Origin of the sequence: Erwinia sp. OLFS4, assembly GCF_002752165.1 — a bacterium.
GTDB lineage: Bacteria > Pseudomonadota > Gammaproteobacteria > Enterobacterales > Enterobacteriaceae > Izhakiella.
In genome coordinates, this window is sequence record NZ_MOMB01000012.1 from 1 (window position 1) to 17,769 (window position 17,769).

Genomic DNA, 17,769 nt, shown 5'->3' on the forward strand with positions numbered 1-17,769 from the left:
AGCATCTGACGGGCAAAATTTTCACCCAACGCATTGAACGTAATAACCTGACGCTCCGCACCCGCATTAAACGGTTGGCTCGTAAAACAATCTGCTTTTCGCGCTCAGTTGAGATCCACGAAAAAGTCATTGGAGCGTTTATCGAGAAACACATGTTCTACTAATTGGAGGCATCACCAAAAATTGCCCGTTATCAGGCGGGAGATAATAATCACGAGGGCGTGCTGGAAATCATTGATCGGCTGCTGTTAGCTCAACCACCTTTTGACCATTAAATCTGGCCTTACAGGCTAAAATGTCACTACCAGACAGCGCGTTCTTAATGCAGAATGGGACATCCTTGCTGACCGGCTGGTAGCTGAATGAATGTGCAAAGAAATGGCTGAATCCGGCAGTCTGCGCCGCGACTTTCAGCGTAACGTCCTGTTTCCGGTAATCGCAGTGCTGCTGCTGGTCATGGTAGGCGCAGCGCTGGTGCTGACGCAGATTGCCACCATTGCCGATAAAAAGGCGCTGGAAAAACAGCAACAGGTTGTCAAAAACCTGCTGCTGCTGGATTTAACCCACTGGCGTCAGCACCACGAATCCCTGCAGCAATGGGACGACTTGCGCAACCATCTGGGCCCGGCGGCAACCGACCGCCAGTGGCGTCAGCAGCATCTCGGCGAAGCGCTCTGGCGGCTGCAGGACGCCGACGAAGTCTGGCTGCTGGATAGCCACAACCAGCTGGTGGAAGGCTGGCGCAAAGGACAACCAGCAACGGCCGCTGACTGGGCGCAAACCGCCCCGACGCTGCATCCCTGGCTCAGCCATTTTCAGCAAAATCCCGCCATTGTCTTTTCGGATATTGTCCGCCTGCACGATCGGGTTGCAGAGCTGTCGCTGGGGGATATCCACGCAACCCGTGACTTCCCCGCCAGCCGTCTGCTGCGGATTCGCTATCTGCCGGACAATTTCTTTGCCGCGCTGGAAACTGGCGGTGTGTTGCAAAACTTCCATTTTAATCATCCGGCCAAAAAGGCCACAGGTGCCGGCTTTCAGCTCAACTCTGCGCTAAATACCCCGGTAAGTTATCTCAGCTGGTTACCGATGCGCCCCGGTAAAGAGATTCAGCAAGTAATGCTGCCTTTTGTCTGTGTGGTCCTGGCAATTGTGGTGCTGTTAAGTTTGCTGATGATGCGTCGCCTGGCGCGCGCTTCACATTCACTGGCCCGCTCGCTGCATCAGCTGCGTGAAAGTGAAGCCCATGCCCAGCATCTGGCCTCACACGATGTACTTTCCGGTTTACCCAATCGTATTATGATTCATACCCGGCTGAGCGAGCTGCTGGCGGCAATGCCGCCACGCGGCAGTGGTCTTGCGCTATTGTTACTTGATCTCGACCGTTTCAAAATGATCAACGATACCTGGGGCCATCCGATTGGCGATGCACTGATCGTCGCCGTGGCACAGCGGCTGACGTCTCTGTTGTTACCGGAAGCAGCCGTTGTTGGCCGCCTCGGCGGCGATGAATTCGTGGTACTGCTCAATGATATTACCGAGCGGGCCGAAGCAGAGGCATTCTGCCATCAGGTGATAGACGATCTTGCCACAACCTTACTGATTCAGGGTTATCAGCTGCACACCGGCGTCAGCATTGGGGTAGTGCTGGCACCTAAGCATGGACTTAACCGTCGTGAACTGATGCGTAAGGCTGATATTGCGCTTTACGCGGCAAAATCGCGCGGACGCGGTCAGTTCTGTCTCTATGAAGGCAGCATGGACAGTTCCGTAAAACTCCGTCAGCTGCTGGCTAACGAGTTACGCGACGCGCTGGAAGATGATACAGAATTAATGCTGTGGTATCAGCCAATTATCTGTGCACTCAGTGGAAAAATTGTTGGCGTTGAAGCCCTGATACGCTGGCAGCATCCGCAGCAGGGCATGATTTCACCGGCCACATTTATTCCGCTGGCAGAGGAAAATGGCCTGATTATTCCGCTGGGTGAATGGACACTGCGGCAAGCCTTTAGCATGGCAAAACGCTGGCCGCAGCTGATGGTTGCGGTAAACGTCTCGCCGCTACAGCTGCGCTCGCGGCATTTTGTCGACCGGCTGATGCAACTGGTTGCCGCTGCCGGTATTGCGCCACAGCAGATAGAACTGGAAATTACCGAAGGTATCCTGATTGATGACGAACAGGAAGCAAATGCCCTGGTGCGTTCGCTGCGTGAACGCGGTTTCCATCTGGCGCTGGATGATTTTGGTACCGGTTATTCCAGCCTCAGCTACCTGAGCCGTTTTCCGGTCAATACCATCAAAATCGATCGGGCGTTTATCCAGCCGCTGGGACAGGTAGCCAATGCAACCGCCATTGTACGGGCAGTCGTGGATCTGGGTCACGCTATGCAGCTGAGCGTCACGGCAGAAGGGGTGGAAACGCAGGAACAATATGCCGCACTGACCGCGGCGGGCTGCGATCGCCTGCAGGGATATTTGTTTCACCGCGCCCAGCCAGCGGAAGCCATTCATGATCTGTTAATCGCCCAATCTGCCCCCGGCCAGAACGCCAGGCCGCAGTAAGCGGACAATGCCCACCCGAACAACCATGATAGTTTTCCCTCATGTGCGCCTGTACAGCGGCGGCGCGCCGTCTACGCTTAATGCCGGTACGCTTAATCACCTGAGGAGAACCAATGACTTTTTTTCTGTTCCTGTTTGCCTGCATTGCAGCAGGATCAACCGGCATGATTTTTAAACCCGGACACTGGTATACCACGTTAAAAAAACCGGCTTTTACCCCGCCAGACTGGGCTTTTCCCCTGAGCTGGTCGCTGATCTATTTGCTGCTTGCCTGGGCGGGCTACCGGCTAACACAGCAGCCCGGCAGCGCAACCTTACTGGCACTCTGGGCGCTGCAAATAACCCTCAATACCCTGTGGAGCCCGCTATTTTTCGGCGCACATCGCCTGCGAAGCGCAATGACAGTTCTGCTTGCGCTCTGGCTGGTGGTCGCAGCAATGATAGCCCTGGCCCTGCCGCTGGACAGCCTCAGCGCCCTGCTTCTGCTGCCCTATCTGCTGTGGCTTTCACTGGCCTGTGCGCTTAATTTCTCCATTTTATGCCACAACCGTAGCTAGCGGTTTCACGCGTCCGCAACACTACTTCGTCATGGGCTGGCTGGCCCGTTCGGCCCGCGAGGGGGTAATCACCAGCCAGACCGCAAGGCAAATTACCGCCGCCCCCATAAAAAAACGTCCCGACAGCGCTTCATCAAGGAACAACCAGCCCCATAACACGCCAAAGGGTGGGATCAGAAAAGTCACCGTCAGCGATCGCAGCGGGCCGATACTGGCCAGCAGGCGAAAATATAATATATAGGCCGCTGCGGTACACAACAGGCCAACCGCCAGCACGCTAAACCAGGCACTACTTTGCGCCCAATGTACCTGTGGACCGCTTATCAGTGAGCCAATAAAAAAGGGCAGTAAAAACAGCGTTGCGCCAAGCTGACTGCCCATTGCCAGGGTTCGCGCGTCCAGCCCGCCGCGTTGATGAATCCAGCGCCGGGTGAGAAATCCCGCAGTCCCATAGCAGGCAGTGGCCAGCAAACAGCAAAGCATACCGGGTATTAAGACATGAATTTCACTGGCGTTACCGGTACTGGTAATCAGCACAATGCCACATAAGCCGGTTATCACTCCGGCGCTTTTTTTCAGCGTCAGCGCTTCGGCAAAAAACAGCGCGCCGATCATCACGCCCATCATCGGCGTGGTGGCATTGAGAATGGCGGAATAACCAGCAGGCAGCAGCTGAGCGGCAATACAATACATTAAAAACGGTAGGCCGGAATTCACTACACCGAGCAACAACACCCATTTCATTTTTCCGTCAAAGCGAAAGCTGACGCCCATCGTCAGCAGAATAACGCTGAGGCCACAAAAGCCAAAAAACACCCGTAAAAAAGCAGTATTTATCGCCCCGAAAGCCGGCGAGGCGACACGCATAAACATAAAGCTGGCACCCCAGAGCGCAGCCAGTAATAACAACCTGGCGATATCCGATTTCTGCATTATCTACATCCTGTTAATTCATGCGTTGATTGTCGTTATACAGCAGCTGATAACCGCGGCGGTCAGTGTTTATACGTCTGAAGCACTGAGCGGCTCGCCTGGCAGATCACATGCAACGGCGGTCACCTCGCGAAAAAAGTCAAAATACAGGTCCCGACAGCCATCATATCCGTCCGCAGGCCCGGATGCGACCTCCCAGGCGCTGGCGGGCAAAACAGCCGCAGAGTATGGCGTCTGACAAGCGTCGGCGCCGGCGACGAAACCGGGCCGTTCCGCCCTCAGCTATTTCACGGCGGGGAACGATTGCGCCAACGGCGTCGGCACGATGCATCCTAAATTCAGACGCGTTTCCTGCAGGGAAAGCCTCTGAAATTTCACCGCCGGTCATTTTTTTGTGGCGAAGTTTGTCAGGTGGGTTAAAACTAAAATGTTTGCAACCGGAAGAGAAAGCGATGCACGTTGACCGTTTTACCACAGCCGATCTGCCTGAATTTACCCGCTGGTTTAACCATGCTGATGAGGTGCTGCAATTTGGCGGCCCGGAACTGGCTTTTCCGTTCAGCGCGGCTTTTCTGCGTTCCCTCAGCAATCCGCAGGCCGATAACACGCCGGGCATTACCTTTGCCGGCCGTATTAACGGCGAGCTGGTCGGCTCAGCGCAACTGCACTTTCACCGCCAGCAACATATGGCGGTCCTGGCCAGAGTGGTCATTAATCCAGCCTGGCGCGGCAAGGGACTGGCACTGCCGTTGCTTAAGCCAGTGGTCGACTTTTTCTTCGCCGATATCACCATGCAGCGGCTGGAACTGTCCGTTTATAGCTTTAATAACGCCGCAATTCGTACCTACAAAAAGCTCGGCTTTGTCTATGAAGGAATAAGACGCGGTAACGTTCAGGCCAGCAATGGCCAGCGCTGGGACACGCTGATATATGGCATGCTGCGCGAGGATTATCTGACAATGCGCGCACGCAGCGCGGCCTGAAAGCCGGTTAACTTTCCGCATGGGTTCACAGGTTACCGCTGCTGTGATAGCAGCATCTGTCCGCCATGCGCCTTTGCCGGACTGGCCGGCAAGCAGGATGAGGTTTATCCAGGCGCTGACCGGTGATGGATGACTATCGCTACTTCTTTTTTAACAGCAATTCTGAAGGCTCAGGTCGGCCAAAATAGTACCCCTGAAACAGCGTGCATCCTTCTTCCTGCAAACGCTGGAACTGTTCGGCGTTTTCCACCCCTTCCGCCGTAATCTCAATATCCAGACTGCGGCTCATTCCGGTAATGGCGCGAATAATCGCCAGCGATTCCCGGCTAGTTTGCATATCGTTAATAAATGACTTATCAATTTTAATTTTGTCAAACGGGAATGAGCGCAGATAACTCAGCGAGGAGTAGCCGGTTCCAAAGTCATCCAGCGCAATCCGTACCCCCAGATTTTTCAGCTGCTGCAGCGTGCGGATATTGGTCATATTATTATCCAGCAATACGGATTCAGTAATTTCAACCTCAAGCCGGTGCGGCGCCAGCTGACTCTCTTTCAGTGCCGCCGCCACAATAGAGACCAGGCCATTGTTTTTGAACTGTACCGGCGACAGATTGACCGCAACGCTCTGATCATGTGGCCAGCCCGCCGCCTCTTTGCAGGCTTCATGCAATGCGTAAGCACCAAGGCTGTGGATCAGACCGGTCTCTTCTGCCACCGGAATAAAGTCCAGTGGCATAATGATTCCCTTCAGCGGGTGGTGCCAGCGCATGAGCGCTTCATAACCAACAATGTCCCCCTGATGCCCATCGGTAATGGGCTGGTAATACAACCGCAACTGATGCTGGGTAATCGCCTCACGCAGATCCATTTCTACCAGACAGCGTTTGCGTGCCGCCTCATCCATCTGCAACGAGAAATGCTCATAGCGATCGCGTCCGTTACGTTTAGCTTCATACAGCGCCATATCGGCATGACGTAACAGCGTCTCTACCGGCAGCGGTTCACCACTGTTTACCGCAATGCCGATGCTAACCCCCACGGTAAGGTTGTGGCCATCCACGCTGAAACTGGGGCGTACTGCATCAATCAGCCGGCTGGCAATATCGTCGGCGTCAGAGCCATGATTGAGGTCGGGTAACACAATGGAAAATTCATCACCACCGTTACGCGCCAGGGTATCCTGCGGACGCAGCACGCTACGAAAACGCCCCGCTACCGCGCGCAGCAGATCGTCGCCCACCTGATGACCAAGGGCATCATTAACATTTTTAAAATTATCGAGGTCCAGTCCAAGCACCGCGGTGAGTTTTCCCGCCTCGCGATCACGGTGCAGCGCCTCTTTTAAGCGCTGATTAAACAGAATGCGGTTTGGCAGACTGGTCAGATTGTCATGATGAGCCATATGCCGGATGCGGGCATCCGCCGCGCGCTGCTCGGTGACATCATCAGCAATCATCAGAACATAGTTAGTGTGGGCCTCATTACCCACTATGATCGAGGCACTACAGCTAAGGATGCGATCTCCCGTCGCCGTGGCCATCAGCTGCTCATTGGCATGGGTTTCCCCGCTTCGCTGTACCGCACTGGAAAGCTCGGAGAAAAAAGCAAACATTTCGTCCGCCATCAGATCGCGCAATTTACGGCCATCGGCAAGCCAGGCCGACAGTCCCAGCAGTCGCTCAGCCTGGCCATTGACCAGTAAAATTTCACCGGAGACGACATCTTCCACAATAACCGCGGACGGAATATTACTGATAATGGAGTCGAGAAATTTCGACATTGCAGCGGCTTTTTCGCTGTTTTGTTCCGCCAGCGCCTTTGCCTGCAGGATCTGCTGCTGAGCTTCGCGCATTTCCGTACAGTCACGGGTAATTTTAACAAAGCCCAGCAACCGCCCTTCATCATCATGAACGGCGTCAATCACCACATGGGCCCAGAACGCACTCCCATCTTTTCGGTAACGCCAGTTATTATCTTCAAAACGCCCCTCGGTCCGGGCGATATTGAGATTTTTTTCCGGGACCCCCGCCAGCTGGTCTGGTTTGCTGTAAAAAACGGAAAAGTTTTTACCAATAATCTCATCACTGAGATAGCCCTTCGCCCGACGGGCTCCGGCGTTCCAGTTGACGACATTCCCCTGCGGATCGAGCATATAAATGGCATAGTCTGTCACCCCCTCCACCAGCAGCCGGAAACGTAAATCCTGCTCACGCTGCAGGCGTTGCTGTTCGGTATAATCCCGGGTAATTTTGACAAAACCAATCAGCTTTCCCCCATCGTCATGAACAGCATCAATTGACGCATGCGCCCAGTATGCGCTGCCATCCTTGCGATAGAGCCAGCCTTCATCTTCAGCATGTCCTTTGTTCAGCGCCACCCGCAGCTGGTCATCCGCCAGTTTTGCTGCGCGATCCTGTTCACTGTAAAACAAGGAGAAGTGCTGACCAATCACTTCACTGGCCTGATAACCCGTTGCGCGTTGCGCCCCGGCGTTCCAGTTCACCACCCTGCCATCGCTGTCTAACATATAAATGGCGTAGTTGACGATACTCTGTACTAACAGCCGGTAGGTGACATCTGAGGTTTCACGCATTCTTGTTTCGCCTGGGCACTTAGGGGTCCTGAGATAAATAAGTCTATTGCCGCGTGTAATCAAACGCGAATAAATATTATTAGCCGTGAGGCTGGCTGAGATGGTATTTTTTTATCTTAGGCTGCTAATAACACCCCTGATTATAAACTGCAGAAGGTTTTCAGTCCGGGGCAAAAGCGCAGCGGGCACTTCCACTTTAGCAGGCTTAGCGACATGCGGTAACTAACATTCAGTAATAATTTTGTTTACTAATTGTTCAAACCGTCTGATGAATGGCTTGCGGCAGAGAAATAACGCCATAAAATAAAAATAAAACTCAATTACATAAAGCGTTCAATCATAAATAATAAGTCAATGATGCCTGAAATTAATAGAAACAACGCCAGCGAGATGTTTTACATAAAATGGCAACCTATGCCCCTTTATTTGCAGCGGAGTGCTCATGTTTAAGTCTTTTTTCCCAAGGCCAACGCTGTTTTTCAGCAGCGTGGTGGTGTTTTTTGCCATTGCAATCCTGCTGTGGTTTTTCGGCGCCAGTGAATTAATCAATCGGTTTCCTGGCATGGCAGGCGTGGCAGGAAAACCGTTGCCGGTCAGCGCAATGCGTTTTCTGGCCCCGCAAATGCTCTGGTTTTATGCCTGGTACTGGGGGTGGGTGCTGCTGTTTTACGTTTTCTGGCGCCTGTTGTCACCGCATCCCTGGCGACGCTGGTCTATCCTTGGCTCAGCACTGATCATCTTCCTCGTCTGGTATTCCGTTGAAGTCAGCGTGGCAATTAATGCCTGGTACAATCCTTTTTATGACCTGATCCAGAAAGCGCTTTCTAAACCCAATAGCATCGAAATTTCACAACTCTATGACGGAGCAAAAACCTTTCTTAGCATTGCGCTAATGGCCATTATTATTGGGGTGGGCAATGCTTTTTTTGTCAGCCACTATGTGTTCCGCTGGCGTAGCGCCATGAATAATTATTATGTCCATTACTGGTCACGCCTGCGGGATATTGAAGGTGCGGCACAGCGTGTGCAGGAAGATACTATGCGTTTTTCCTCAACCCTTGAGGGATTAGGCGTCAGTCTTATCAGCTCGGTGATGACGCTGATTGCTTTTCTGCCACTGCTGGTTCAGCTATCCAGCCATGTAAAAACCATTCCGGTGCTCGGTGAAGTGCCCTATGGTCTGGTATGGGCCGCCATTTTCTGGTCACTATTTGGTACTGTGTTGCTGGGTATGGTGGGGATAAAATTACCAGGCCTGTCATTTACCAATCAGCGCGTTGAGGCCGCTTACCGAAAAGAACTGGTATACGGCGAAGACGATCACAGCCGCGCTCAGCCGCCTACCCTGCGTACCCTGTTTAATAACGTGCGCAAAAACTATTTCCGTCTCTATTTCCACTACCTGTATTTCAACGTTGCCCGCTATCTCTATCTGCAGGCGGATAACCTTTTTGGCCTGGTGGTACTGTTTCCGACCATTGCCGCCGGAGCCATTACCCTCGGCCTGATGCAGCAGATTACTAACGTGTTTGATCAGGTGCGCGGTTCATTTCAGTATCTGGTCAATTCATGGCCGACACTGGTGGAACTCATGTCTATCTATAAACGTCTGCGCAGCTTTGAGCGGGTGTTAAACGACAGTGATGCCCCACTGAGTGAAGAGGTATTACGATAGTTACCGGCGCGCGCCAGCCGCGCGCCGCAGACATTTTACTCTTTTGCCAGTGCCGCAAACACATGCTCTACCGCACTGGCGCCCGGGTCTTTAATACCATCCAGGCTGTGAGCATTAAGATAAGAGGAGCGGCCGGCTTTCGCGCTTTTCATCGTGGCGGTGCTTTCCGCACCCTGACGCGCCGCCGCGGCAATTTCGCTTAACGAGGCGCCCTGCTGCAGCGCTTTAAACGCCGGGTCAAGCGCATCAATCATGGTACGGTGACCGGGCCGCGCGCCACCGTAATGCTGCATACGTTCCAGCCCGTAGGCCAGCGCATCGGCAAAGCTGGCCCCTTCACTCAGCTTTTGTCCGGCCGAGGTAAACATAATCGACATCAGAACGCCGCTGGAACCGCCCATGACCAGAGCCAGCTGTTCACCAATATGAATCAACAGTTTATCTGTTTCATTTAGCGGCAGTCTGCGGTTATCCAGCGCGTTAAGTAACCGGCCTGCGCCGGCAGCAAACGTGGAACCTGTATCACCATCGCCAACTTTGGCGTCCAGCTGATTAAGCTGATTTTCCAGCGCCACCAGCGTATGACAAATCGTACGCAGCAGGCGGGCGTTTTGTTGATTTTCCGAAGGCGTGAATGCCGACTGAACGCGGGATTTTTTGCCCGCCAGCCGCTCCGCTGCCTGATATTTAAACATCGGTTGCCAGCCGCTGGTTTCCACCGGAGCCGCCAGCGCTTTTTCCAGCACCGGTGACAGGACCAGGGTGGTGAGAGAAAACCCTTTCATATCCAGGGCACTGACCAGGGTCGCCGGCCCGATTAAATGTGAGACCTGTTTACCCAGCGGCGATGCCAGCGTTTCTCTGACCAGCAGCGCCATTTCCAGCATCGAAAAACCGCCAAGATTATTGAGTAGCAACACAACCTGTTTACCCTGCGGTATCCGCGCCAGCAGCTTTTCGCTCATCGCCGCGACAATCTCGCGGCTATTCTGAGTAGCGAGGGTCGTAACACCCGGTTCTCCGTGAATTCCCATGCCCAGTTCGCTTTCACCGGCATTCAGCCGCTCATCACGATCCTCTCCCGGCAAATGGCAGGTAGCAAAAGCCAGGCCGATACTGGCTGTCGCTTCAATGGTCTGCTCGGCCAGCTGAGTCACCTGCTCCAGCGTCTGTCCCTGCTCGGCGGCATAACCTGCAACTTTATGTACCAGCACCGTTCCGGCAATACCGCGCGGCTGCGGATTGTCCGGTAATGCAATATCGTCACGCACGATAACCATGCTGACCTTATACCCCATGCCACGGGCTTTTTCCGCCGCCAGCCCAAAATTAAGCCGGTCACCGGTATAGTTTTTGATAATCAGTAAACAGCCGGCCTCACCGGTCACATTAACAATGGCGCTCAGCACCGCATCAACACTGGGAGAGGCAAAAATATCGCCGCACACTGCCGCGGTAAGCATACCTTTGCCAACAAAACCGGCATGCGCGGGCTCATGGCCGGAACCACCGCCGGAGATCAGCGCAACCCTGGTTTTATCCCAGTCGCGCCTTACCACCACACGGATATCTTCATCGACCTCAAGACGGCTGATGTTGTGGTAAGGGGCACTCTGGATAAGGCCTTCAATAGCCTCGTTTACCAGATGATTTTTATCGTTCATGAAAAAATGACTCATTACGGCTCTCTCCTGGTCAGGTAACAACGAAAGCAGCGCTCAGCGCGTAAAAGGCCTGAAAAACGTTAATTTAACGGAGATCACGGTGACGTGCAGTGGCATGGAACACAAAAGCGGATGAAGAGCGGCTGGCAGTCAGGGGGGGGGCTGGTCGTCGGCCAGCAGCCGGCAGATAACGTGCCGGCCAGACAAAACCGGCCGGCACGCGCTGGCTCAGGATGGCGACGTTAAATGCTTCAGCTTCGCTTCATAGGTCTGCGCCTGCTGTTGGTCGAACTGGTTTTCCCATTTCGCGATAACCAGCACCGCCAGTGCGTTACCAATCACATTGAGCGCGGTACGCGCCATATCCATAATGCGATCGACACCGGCAATAAACGCCAGGCCTTCCAGCGGAATCCCTACGCTGCCCAGCGTTGCCAGCAGTACGACAAAGGAGACACCCGGTACGCCAGCAATGCCTTTAGACGTCACCATCAGCGTCAGCACCAGTATAATTTCCTCGCCCAACGACAAATTAATGCCATACATCTGGGCAATAAAAATAGCCGCAATACTCTGATACAGCGTCGAACCATCGAGGTTAAACGAATACCCGGTTGGCACCACAAAGCTACTGATCGCTTTCGGCGCGCCGTATGCTTCCATCTTCTCCATAATACGCGGCAGCACTGTTTCAGAGCTGGAGGTGGAATAAGCCAGAATTAACTCATCTTTCAGAATGCGCATCAGGGTGGTTACCCGCAGCTGACACAACCGGGCCACGCCACCCAGAATCACAAACGCAAAAAACAGGATCGCGGCATACACCAGAATAACCAGCTTCGCCAGCGGCCACAGCGAAGAAAAACCGAAGCTGGCAACGGTAACCGCCAGCAGTGCGAACACGCCCACCGGCGCATAACGCATAATCATGTTAGTGACTTTAAACATGGTTTCAGAAACAGAACGAAACACCTGAACCAGTGGTTCGCGATGCTCTGCTGGCAACGAAGACATGCCAAGGCCAAACAGTACCGAAAAGAAGATCACCGGCAGCATATCCCCTTTGGCCATCGCGGCAAAAATGTTCTGCGGGATCAGCGACAACAGCGTCGTCACCAGACCATGCGGAGCATTTTCTACCTGCTCAGTGGTCGCTTTATACTGGGAAATATCTACCGTGGTCAGGGTTGACATATCAATGCCGGCACCAGGCTGAAACAGATTCGCCAGGGTAATGCCCACCACAATCGCCACGGTGGTAATCACCTCGAAATAAACGATGGTTTTAACGCCGATACGCCCCAGTTTTTTGGCATCGCCCATACCGGAAATCCCGACGACCAGCGTCGATACCACAATCGGTACCACAATCATTTTGATCAGATGAATAAAGATATCACCGGCAGGTTTAAGAATGTTTATGACTAACCAGTCACGATTTTCCGGATGATTATGCAAAATGGCACCGGTTACGATACCCAGCACCAGCGCAATGAGAATTTGCCAGGCGAGACTCACTTTTATTGCTTTCATAATACATTTACTTCCTTAACAAAACCCAACCTGCGCGCAGCTGCCGGGGGAGGGAATATCCCCCGGATGATCAACTGAAACCGAGCTGGCTCGCGGGTAAAACGGACAGATAGCCCTGAAATCAGGCCCCAGATAAGTACCATTTACCTCAACAAAAAATCAACCCTGTAAAAAAAGTGCGTATTAGTCCCAGGCAGCAGATAAAATGATCTATTGCAGGAGAGCGCATTAAACCCTTGTTATTAACGGTAATAATAAAAATGATTTACTAGCATAATTATGCATACAGCTAGTAATTAGCAGCGTTATCGTTGATTGGCCGCTTGTTTTTTGCGCAGCACCGGTGCCTTGTCCGCGCCGGTTTATGTGCCACGAGACGGACAATTTCAGGTAAGAAAAATGTCATACACTTTACTTGCCGTGATCCAATACTCAAAAATAAGCAAAGCTTGATTCTGTCGCTTCCCTTCGCACTCCATTGACATACTATTAACATTTACAAGGAGAGCCGGTCATGAGCCAGATAAAAACCTATCCGGTGCCGCCCGCCATCGCGGCTGACACCTTAATCAATGCACAACAGTACCAGTCGTGGTATCAGCAGTCGGTACAGGACCCGGAGACATTCTGGGGTGAGCAAGGCAAGATACTTGACTGGATAAAACCTTACACCCGGGTGAAAAACACCTCTTTCGCCCCAGGGAACATTAATATCCGTTGGTATGAAGACGGCACCCTGAACCTGGCCGCTAACTGTCTCGATCGTCATCTGGCAAAACGGGGCGACCATCCGGCGCTGATTTGGGAAGGTGACGACGCCCGCGAAAGTCGCACACTCACCTATCGTCAGCTGCACCAGCAGGTTTGCCGCTTTGCTAATGTGCTAAGTGCACAGGGGATTAAAAAAGGCGATGTCGTGGCTATTTATATGCCGATGGTGCCGGAAGCGGCGGTTGCCATGCTGGCCTGTGCCCGTATTGGCGCCATTCACTCGGTGATTTTTGGCGGTTTCTCACCCGAGGCCATTGCCGGACGTATCGTCGACTCCAGCGCGCGCTTGGTGATAACCGCAGACGAAGGGGTTCGCGCGGGCCGAAAAATTCCGCTCAAACAAAATGTCGATACCGCTTTAGCCAATCCTCACGTCACCTCGGTGAAAAACACCATTGTTTTTCGCCGTACAGGCAGTGACATTCACTGGCAACCCGGGCGTGACTTGTGGTGGCATGAGCTAATGTCACAGGCCAGCGATAGCCACCAGCCGGCAGAGATGAACGCAGAAGATCCTTTATTCATTCTCTACACCTCCGGCTCCACCGGTAAACCCAAAGGGGTTCTGCATACTACCGGCGGCTATCTGGTCTATGCCGCCACCACCTTCAAATATGTCTTCGATTACCATGCTGATGACATTTACTGGTGTACTGCCGACGTTGGCTGGATCACCGGCCACAGCTATCTGCTTTACGGTCCGCTGGCCTGTGGCGCCACTTCGTTACTGTTTGAAGGCGTGCCCAACTGGCCACAACCCAGCCGCATGGCAGAGGTGGTTGATAAGCATCAGGTGACGATTCTCTATACTGCGCCAACCGCAATTCGTGCGTTGATGGCAGAAGGTAACAAAGCTATTGAAGGCACCTCGCGTGCCAGCCTGCGTATTCTTGGTTCCGTCGGTGAACCGATTAACCCGGAAGCCTGGGAGTGGTTTTACAATAAGATTGGTAATGGCCGCTGTCCAATCTCTGATACCTGGTGGCAGACAGAAACCGGGGGATTTATGATCACCCCACTACCGGGCGCCACCGCGTTAAAAGCAGGGTCAGCAACGTTTCCCTTTTTTGGCGTGCAACCTGAGCTGGTTGATAACGAAGGAAATCCACAGCAGGGGGCCTGTGAAGGTAACCTGGTGATCAGCGATTCCTGGCCAGGCCAGGCACGTACCTTATTTGGCGATCATGAACGCTTTGAGCAGACCTACTTTTCCACCTTTCCCGGTCGCTATTTCAGCGGTGATGGTGCGCGTCGCGATGAAGAGGGTTACTACTGGATCACTGGCCGCGTCGATGACGTGCTGAACGTCTCTGGCCACCGTCTCGGCACCGCTGAGATTGAATCAGCGTTGGTGTCCCATCCAAAAATTGCCGAAGCAGCGGTGGTTGGCATTCCACACGCCATTAAAGGTCAGGCGATTTATGCTTATGTGACACTCAATCACGGCGAAGAACCTTCTTCCGAACTTTACGCCGAAGTACGCGCCTGGGTACGGAAAGAAATAGGTCCGATTGCCACGCCGGATATCCTGCACTGGACCGATTCATTGCCTAAAACCCGCTCAGGCAAAATTATGCGCCGTATTCTGCGCAAAATTGCCTCCGGCGACTCCAGCAATCTTGGCGATACTTCTACCCTCGCCGATCCTGGCGTGGTGGAAAAACTGCTGGAAGAAAAACAAGCGATTAAAATGCCCTGATATCCTCCCCTCCTGCGGGAGGGGTTTTCTGCTGTTTGCTGAATATGTTACGAGGCCCGCCGGGAATGGGCAGACAGCGGAACCTCTGTCATCTCTCCGGTCCTTAGCTGATTTCTTAACAAATAAATAACAACAACCGCTGTCCTCCGGTGCGTAGTTCCGTTCGTTGGCAACGCTGCTCCGGTTGTGGTGAAAGCCCAACATACTTCTGGAGACTATAAATGAACGATATCCTCTGTCAGCGGATAGAACGCTCTGAGCATTTTCAGACGCTGGTGCGCAAGCGCCAATCTTTCGCTCTGTTCCTGTCATTCATCATGCTCGTGCTCTATATCGGCTTTATTTTATTGATCGCCTTCGCACCGGACTGGCTGGGAACGCCCGTTTCTGCCGCAACCAGCGTCACTCGGGGCATCCCGATTGGCATCGGGCTTATCGTTATCTCTTTTTTACTGACCGGTGTATATGTCTGGCGTGCCAACGGCGAATTTGAGCGCCTGACCCGCCAGCTGATGAGTGAGGTAAAAGAATGAAAATCGCAACCACGCTTTTTGCCCTGCTGCTACCGGGCCTGGCGCACAGCGCAGAGAGTATCAGCGGAGCCGTTCAGCAGCGCAGCACCAATATCGAAGCCATCGTGATGTTTGTTATTTTTGTCGCCGCGACCCTGGTTATCACCTGGTGGGCGGCAAAACGCACCCGCTCACGCAGTGATTACTATACCGCCGGCGGCAACATAACCGGTTTACAGAATGGCCTCGCCATCGCCGGAGACTTTATGTCTGCCGCTTCCTTTCTCGGCATCTCGGCGCTGGTCTATACCTCAGGTTATGACGGGCTGATTTACTCGCTCGGCTTTCTGGTCGGTTGGCCTATTATCTTGTTTCTCATCGCTGAACGATTACGTAATCTTGGGCGCTATACCTTTGCCGATGTCGCTTCATACCGCCTGCGGCAAAAGCCGATTCGCACCCTTTCTGCCTGCGGCTCACTGGTGGTGGTCGCGCTTTATCTGATCGCTCAGATGGTCGGTGCCGGCAAGCTGATCCAGCTGCTATTTGGCCTCGATTATCTGGTAGCTGTGGTGCTGGTGGGCATTTTAATGGTGCTTTATGTCTTATTCGGCGGCATGCTGGCAACCACCTGGGTACAAATTATTAAAGCCGTGCTGCTACTGTTTGGTGCCACCTTCATGGCCGTGATGGTGATGAAACTGGTTGGTTTTAGCTTCAGCACATTATTTAGTCAGGCAATGACCGTCCATGCCAAAGGTGCAGCCATTATGCGGCCAGGTGGGCTGGTTCACGATCCGATTTCCGCCCTTTCACTCGGCCTGGGATTGATGTTTGGCACCGCCGGTCTTCCGCATATCCTGATGCGTTTTTTTACCGTCAGCGATGCCCGTGAAGCGCGAAAAAGCGTGTTTTACGCAACCGGCTTTATGGGTTATTTCTATTTTCTCACCTTTATCATCGGCTTCGGTGCCATCGTCCTGGTTGGCGCTAACCCGGCATTTAAAGACGCCAGCGGCCAGCTCATCGGTGGTACTAATATGGCGGCGGTTCATCTGGCAAATGCGGTAGGGGGTAATCTGTTTCTTGGCTTCATTTCGGCGGTGGCTTTTGCCACGATTCTGGCGGTGGTTGCCGGGCTGACGCTGGCAGGAGCCTCAGCCGTTTCTCACGATCTGTATGCCAGCGTGGTGCGCAAAGGAGAAGCTTCTGAGCTGGAAGAGCTGCGGGTTTCGAAAATTACCGTTGTATTGCTTGGCTTTGTTGCCATTGCATTAGGCATCCTGTTCGAGAAGCAAAATATTGCCTTTATGGTCGGACTGGCCTTCTCAATTGCCGCCAGCTGCAATTTTCCGGTGCTGCTGCTGTCAATGTACTGGTCGAAGCTGACCACCCGTGGCGCCATGGCGGGAGGCTGGCTGGGGCTGCTAACCGCCGTCATTCTGATGATCCTCGGACCAACAATCTGGGTACAGGTACTCGGCCATGCCAGTCCGGTCTATCCGTATGAGTATCCGGCGCTGTTTTCAATGCTGGTCGCTTTTATTGCCACCTGGCTGTTTTCGGTAACCGATCATTCAGAAAACGCTGCGGCAGAACGCGCCCGCTTTCGCGCGCAATTTATCCGCTCACAGACCGGTATCGGTATCGAACAGGGGAAAAGCCATTAAACAACCCAGCCAGCCGACGCTGGCTGGGTAATACTCAGAAATTGAGAGATGCGCCAATATACGGCCCGTCCGCCAGCACGCTGTCTTTGTTGTTATCTTTACCATCCAGCGTCAGATACTGATAACCAACGTTGACGGTCAGCATGCGGATTGGGCTAAGGGTCACGCCCGCCTGAATATCTTTGTAAGCATCGATGTTGTGTGAGAATGACGCCGGTGCCCAGTAATAGCTGCCATACAACCCCAACATGCTGGTAACCGGATAACTTGCACCCAGACCAACAGCATTGGTATAGCCAGATTTACCATAATGTGGTTTGACATACAGAGTCCTGACCCCAGGAGACAGCATCAGTCCGGCAACAGAAAGATTATATCCCAGCCCCAGACCATAAAGGCTGCCGTCATCATTACTGCGCATCCAGTTACCGTTTAAAAACAGGCCAGGCGTACGAGTACCCATCCCCACATTGAGGTTGGTGTATTTTTTACCGACAGTCACGCTGCCATCAAGCGCCTGAGCAGAGGTTGCCGCCGCCAGCAGTATCAGCCCACTGGTTATTGCCACCGCTTTTTTCATTATTATCTCCACCGAATCATTTTTCTTTCGCGCAAGA

The 17,769-nt window shown here is 53.1% G+C and carries 13 protein-coding genes; 8 read left to right on the forward strand and 5 right to left on the reverse strand.

Annotated elements, in window-relative coordinates:
- The 3 genes from BL249_RS04615 to tspO all read left to right on the forward strand — a co-directional run.
- Positions 1-164, forward strand: a 164-nt coding sequence (locus BL249_RS04615) for an IS1 family transposase (protein ID WP_241898819.1), incomplete at its 5' end; no start/stop codon positions are given.
- 214 nt (positions 165-378) lie between these two features.
- Positions 379-2,562: a putative bifunctional diguanylate cyclase/phosphodiesterase gene (locus tag BL249_RS04620; protein ID WP_158233099.1), complete on the forward strand. Its 2,184-nt coding sequence runs from the start codon at positions 379-381 to the stop codon at positions 2,560-2,562.
- A gap of 113 nt (positions 2,563-2,675) precedes the next feature.
- Entirely contained in the window at positions 2,676-3,119 is a 444-nt protein-coding gene (tspO, locus tag BL249_RS04625) for a tryptophan-rich sensory protein TspO (RefSeq protein WP_099706230.1), read from the forward strand.
- Between the two features lie 21 nt (positions 3,120-3,140).
- Here tspO and BL249_RS04630 read toward each other — a convergent pair whose 3' ends face one another.
- On the reverse strand, positions 3,141-4,052 hold the full coding sequence (locus BL249_RS04630) for a DMT family transporter (RefSeq protein WP_099706231.1): 912 nt from the start codon (positions 4,050-4,052) through the stop codon (positions 3,141-3,143).
- Positions 4,053-4,504: 452 nt separating this feature from the next.
- Here BL249_RS04630 and BL249_RS18935 point away from each other — a divergent pair, with 452 nt between their 5' ends.
- Entirely contained in the window at positions 4,505-5,035 is a 531-nt protein-coding gene (locus tag BL249_RS18935) for a GNAT family N-acetyltransferase (protein WP_158233100.1), read from the forward strand.
- Positions 5,036-5,174: 139 nt separating this feature from the next.
- On the opposite strand, the gene BL249_RS04640 is transcribed toward BL249_RS18935, so the two are convergent.
- Positions 5,175-7,628 carry a sensor domain-containing protein gene (locus tag BL249_RS04640; protein WP_099706233.1) on the reverse strand — a complete coding sequence of 818 codons (2,454 nt, stop codon included), beginning with the start codon at positions 7,626-7,628 and terminating at the stop codon, positions 5,175-5,177.
- A gap of 442 nt (positions 7,629-8,070) precedes the next feature.
- On the opposite strand from BL249_RS04640, the gene sbmA reads away from it, so the two are divergent.
- Entirely contained in the window at positions 8,071-9,303 is a 1,233-nt protein-coding gene (sbmA, locus tag BL249_RS04645; RefSeq protein ID WP_099706234.1) for a peptide antibiotic transporter SbmA, read from the forward strand.
- Between the two features lie 35 nt (positions 9,304-9,338).
- Here the strand turns inward: sbmA and BL249_RS04650 are convergent, their stop codons facing one another.
- Both BL249_RS04650 and gltP read right to left on the reverse strand, forming a co-directional pair.
- Positions 9,339-10,982, reverse strand: a complete 1,644-nt coding sequence (locus BL249_RS04650; protein ID WP_099706235.1) for a dihydroxyacetone kinase subunit DhaK — start codon at positions 10,980-10,982, stop codon at positions 9,339-9,341.
- 213 nt (positions 10,983-11,195) lie between these two features.
- Positions 11,196-12,500, reverse strand: coding sequence for a glutamate/aspartate:proton symporter GltP (gltP, locus tag BL249_RS04655; RefSeq protein ID WP_099706236.1), 1,305 nt, complete (start codon positions 12,498-12,500; stop codon positions 11,196-11,198).
- A gap of 514 nt (positions 12,501-13,014) precedes the next feature.
- Here gltP and acs point away from each other — a divergent pair.
- The 3 genes from acs (at position 13,015) to BL249_RS04670 (ending at position 17,152) form a co-directional block, all read left to right on the forward strand.
- Complete coding sequence (acs, locus tag BL249_RS04660) at positions 13,015-14,970, forward strand: acetate--CoA ligase (RefSeq protein WP_099706237.1); 1,956 nt, start codon at positions 13,015-13,017, stop codon at positions 14,968-14,970.
- 221 nt (positions 14,971-15,191) lie between these two features.
- Entirely contained in the window at positions 15,192-15,503 is a 312-nt protein-coding gene (locus tag BL249_RS04665; RefSeq protein ID WP_099706238.1) for a DUF485 domain-containing protein, read from the forward strand.
- Complete coding sequence (locus BL249_RS04670) at positions 15,500-17,152, forward strand: cation acetate symporter (protein WP_099706239.1); 1,653 nt, start codon at positions 15,500-15,502, stop codon at positions 17,150-17,152. The genes BL249_RS04665 and BL249_RS04670 overlap by 4 nt, the downstream gene beginning before the upstream one ends.
- 34 nt (positions 17,153-17,186) lie before the next feature.
- On the opposite strand, the gene BL249_RS04675 is transcribed toward BL249_RS04670, so the two are convergent.
- Entirely contained in the window at positions 17,187-17,732 is a 546-nt protein-coding gene (locus BL249_RS04675; protein WP_099706240.1) for a YfaZ family outer membrane protein, read from the reverse strand.
- Positions 17,733-17,769 lie beyond the last annotated feature (37 nt).

Coding starts and splice junctions, on each gene's coding strand:
- BL249_RS04620 (WP_158233099.1), top strand. CDS start 379: ATGGCTGAATCCGGCAGTCTGCGCCGCGACTTTCAGCGTAACGTCCTG.
- tspO (WP_099706230.1), top strand. CDS start 2,676: ATGACTTTTTTTCTGTTCCTGTTTGCCTGCATTGCAGCAGGATCAACC.
- BL249_RS04630 (WP_099706231.1), bottom strand. CDS start 4,052: ATGCAGAAATCGGATATCGCCAGGTTGTTATTACTGGCTGCGCTCTGG.
- BL249_RS18935 (WP_158233100.1), top strand. CDS start 4,505: ATGCACGTTGACCGTTTTACCACAGCCGATCTGCCTGAATTTACCCGC.
- BL249_RS04640 (WP_099706233.1), bottom strand. CDS start 7,628: ATGCGTGAAACCTCAGATGTCACCTACCGGCTGTTAGTACAGAGTATC.
- sbmA (WP_099706234.1), top strand. CDS start 8,071: ATGTTTAAGTCTTTTTTCCCAAGGCCAACGCTGTTTTTCAGCAGCGTG.
- BL249_RS04650 (WP_099706235.1), bottom strand. CDS start 10,982: ATGAGTCATTTTTTCATGAACGATAAAAATCATCTGGTAAACGAGGCT.
- gltP (WP_099706236.1), bottom strand. CDS start 12,500: ATGAAAGCAATAAAAGTGAGTCTCGCCTGGCAAATTCTCATTGCGCTG.
- acs (WP_099706237.1), top strand. CDS start 13,015: ATGAGCCAGATAAAAACCTATCCGGTGCCGCCCGCCATCGCGGCTGAC.
- BL249_RS04665 (WP_099706238.1), top strand. CDS start 15,192: ATGAACGATATCCTCTGTCAGCGGATAGAACGCTCTGAGCATTTTCAG.
- BL249_RS04670 (WP_099706239.1), top strand. CDS start 15,500: ATGAAAATCGCAACCACGCTTTTTGCCCTGCTGCTACCGGGCCTGGCG.
- BL249_RS04675 (WP_099706240.1), bottom strand. CDS start 17,732: ATGAAAAAAGCGGTGGCAATAACCAGTGGGCTGATACTGCTGGCGGCG.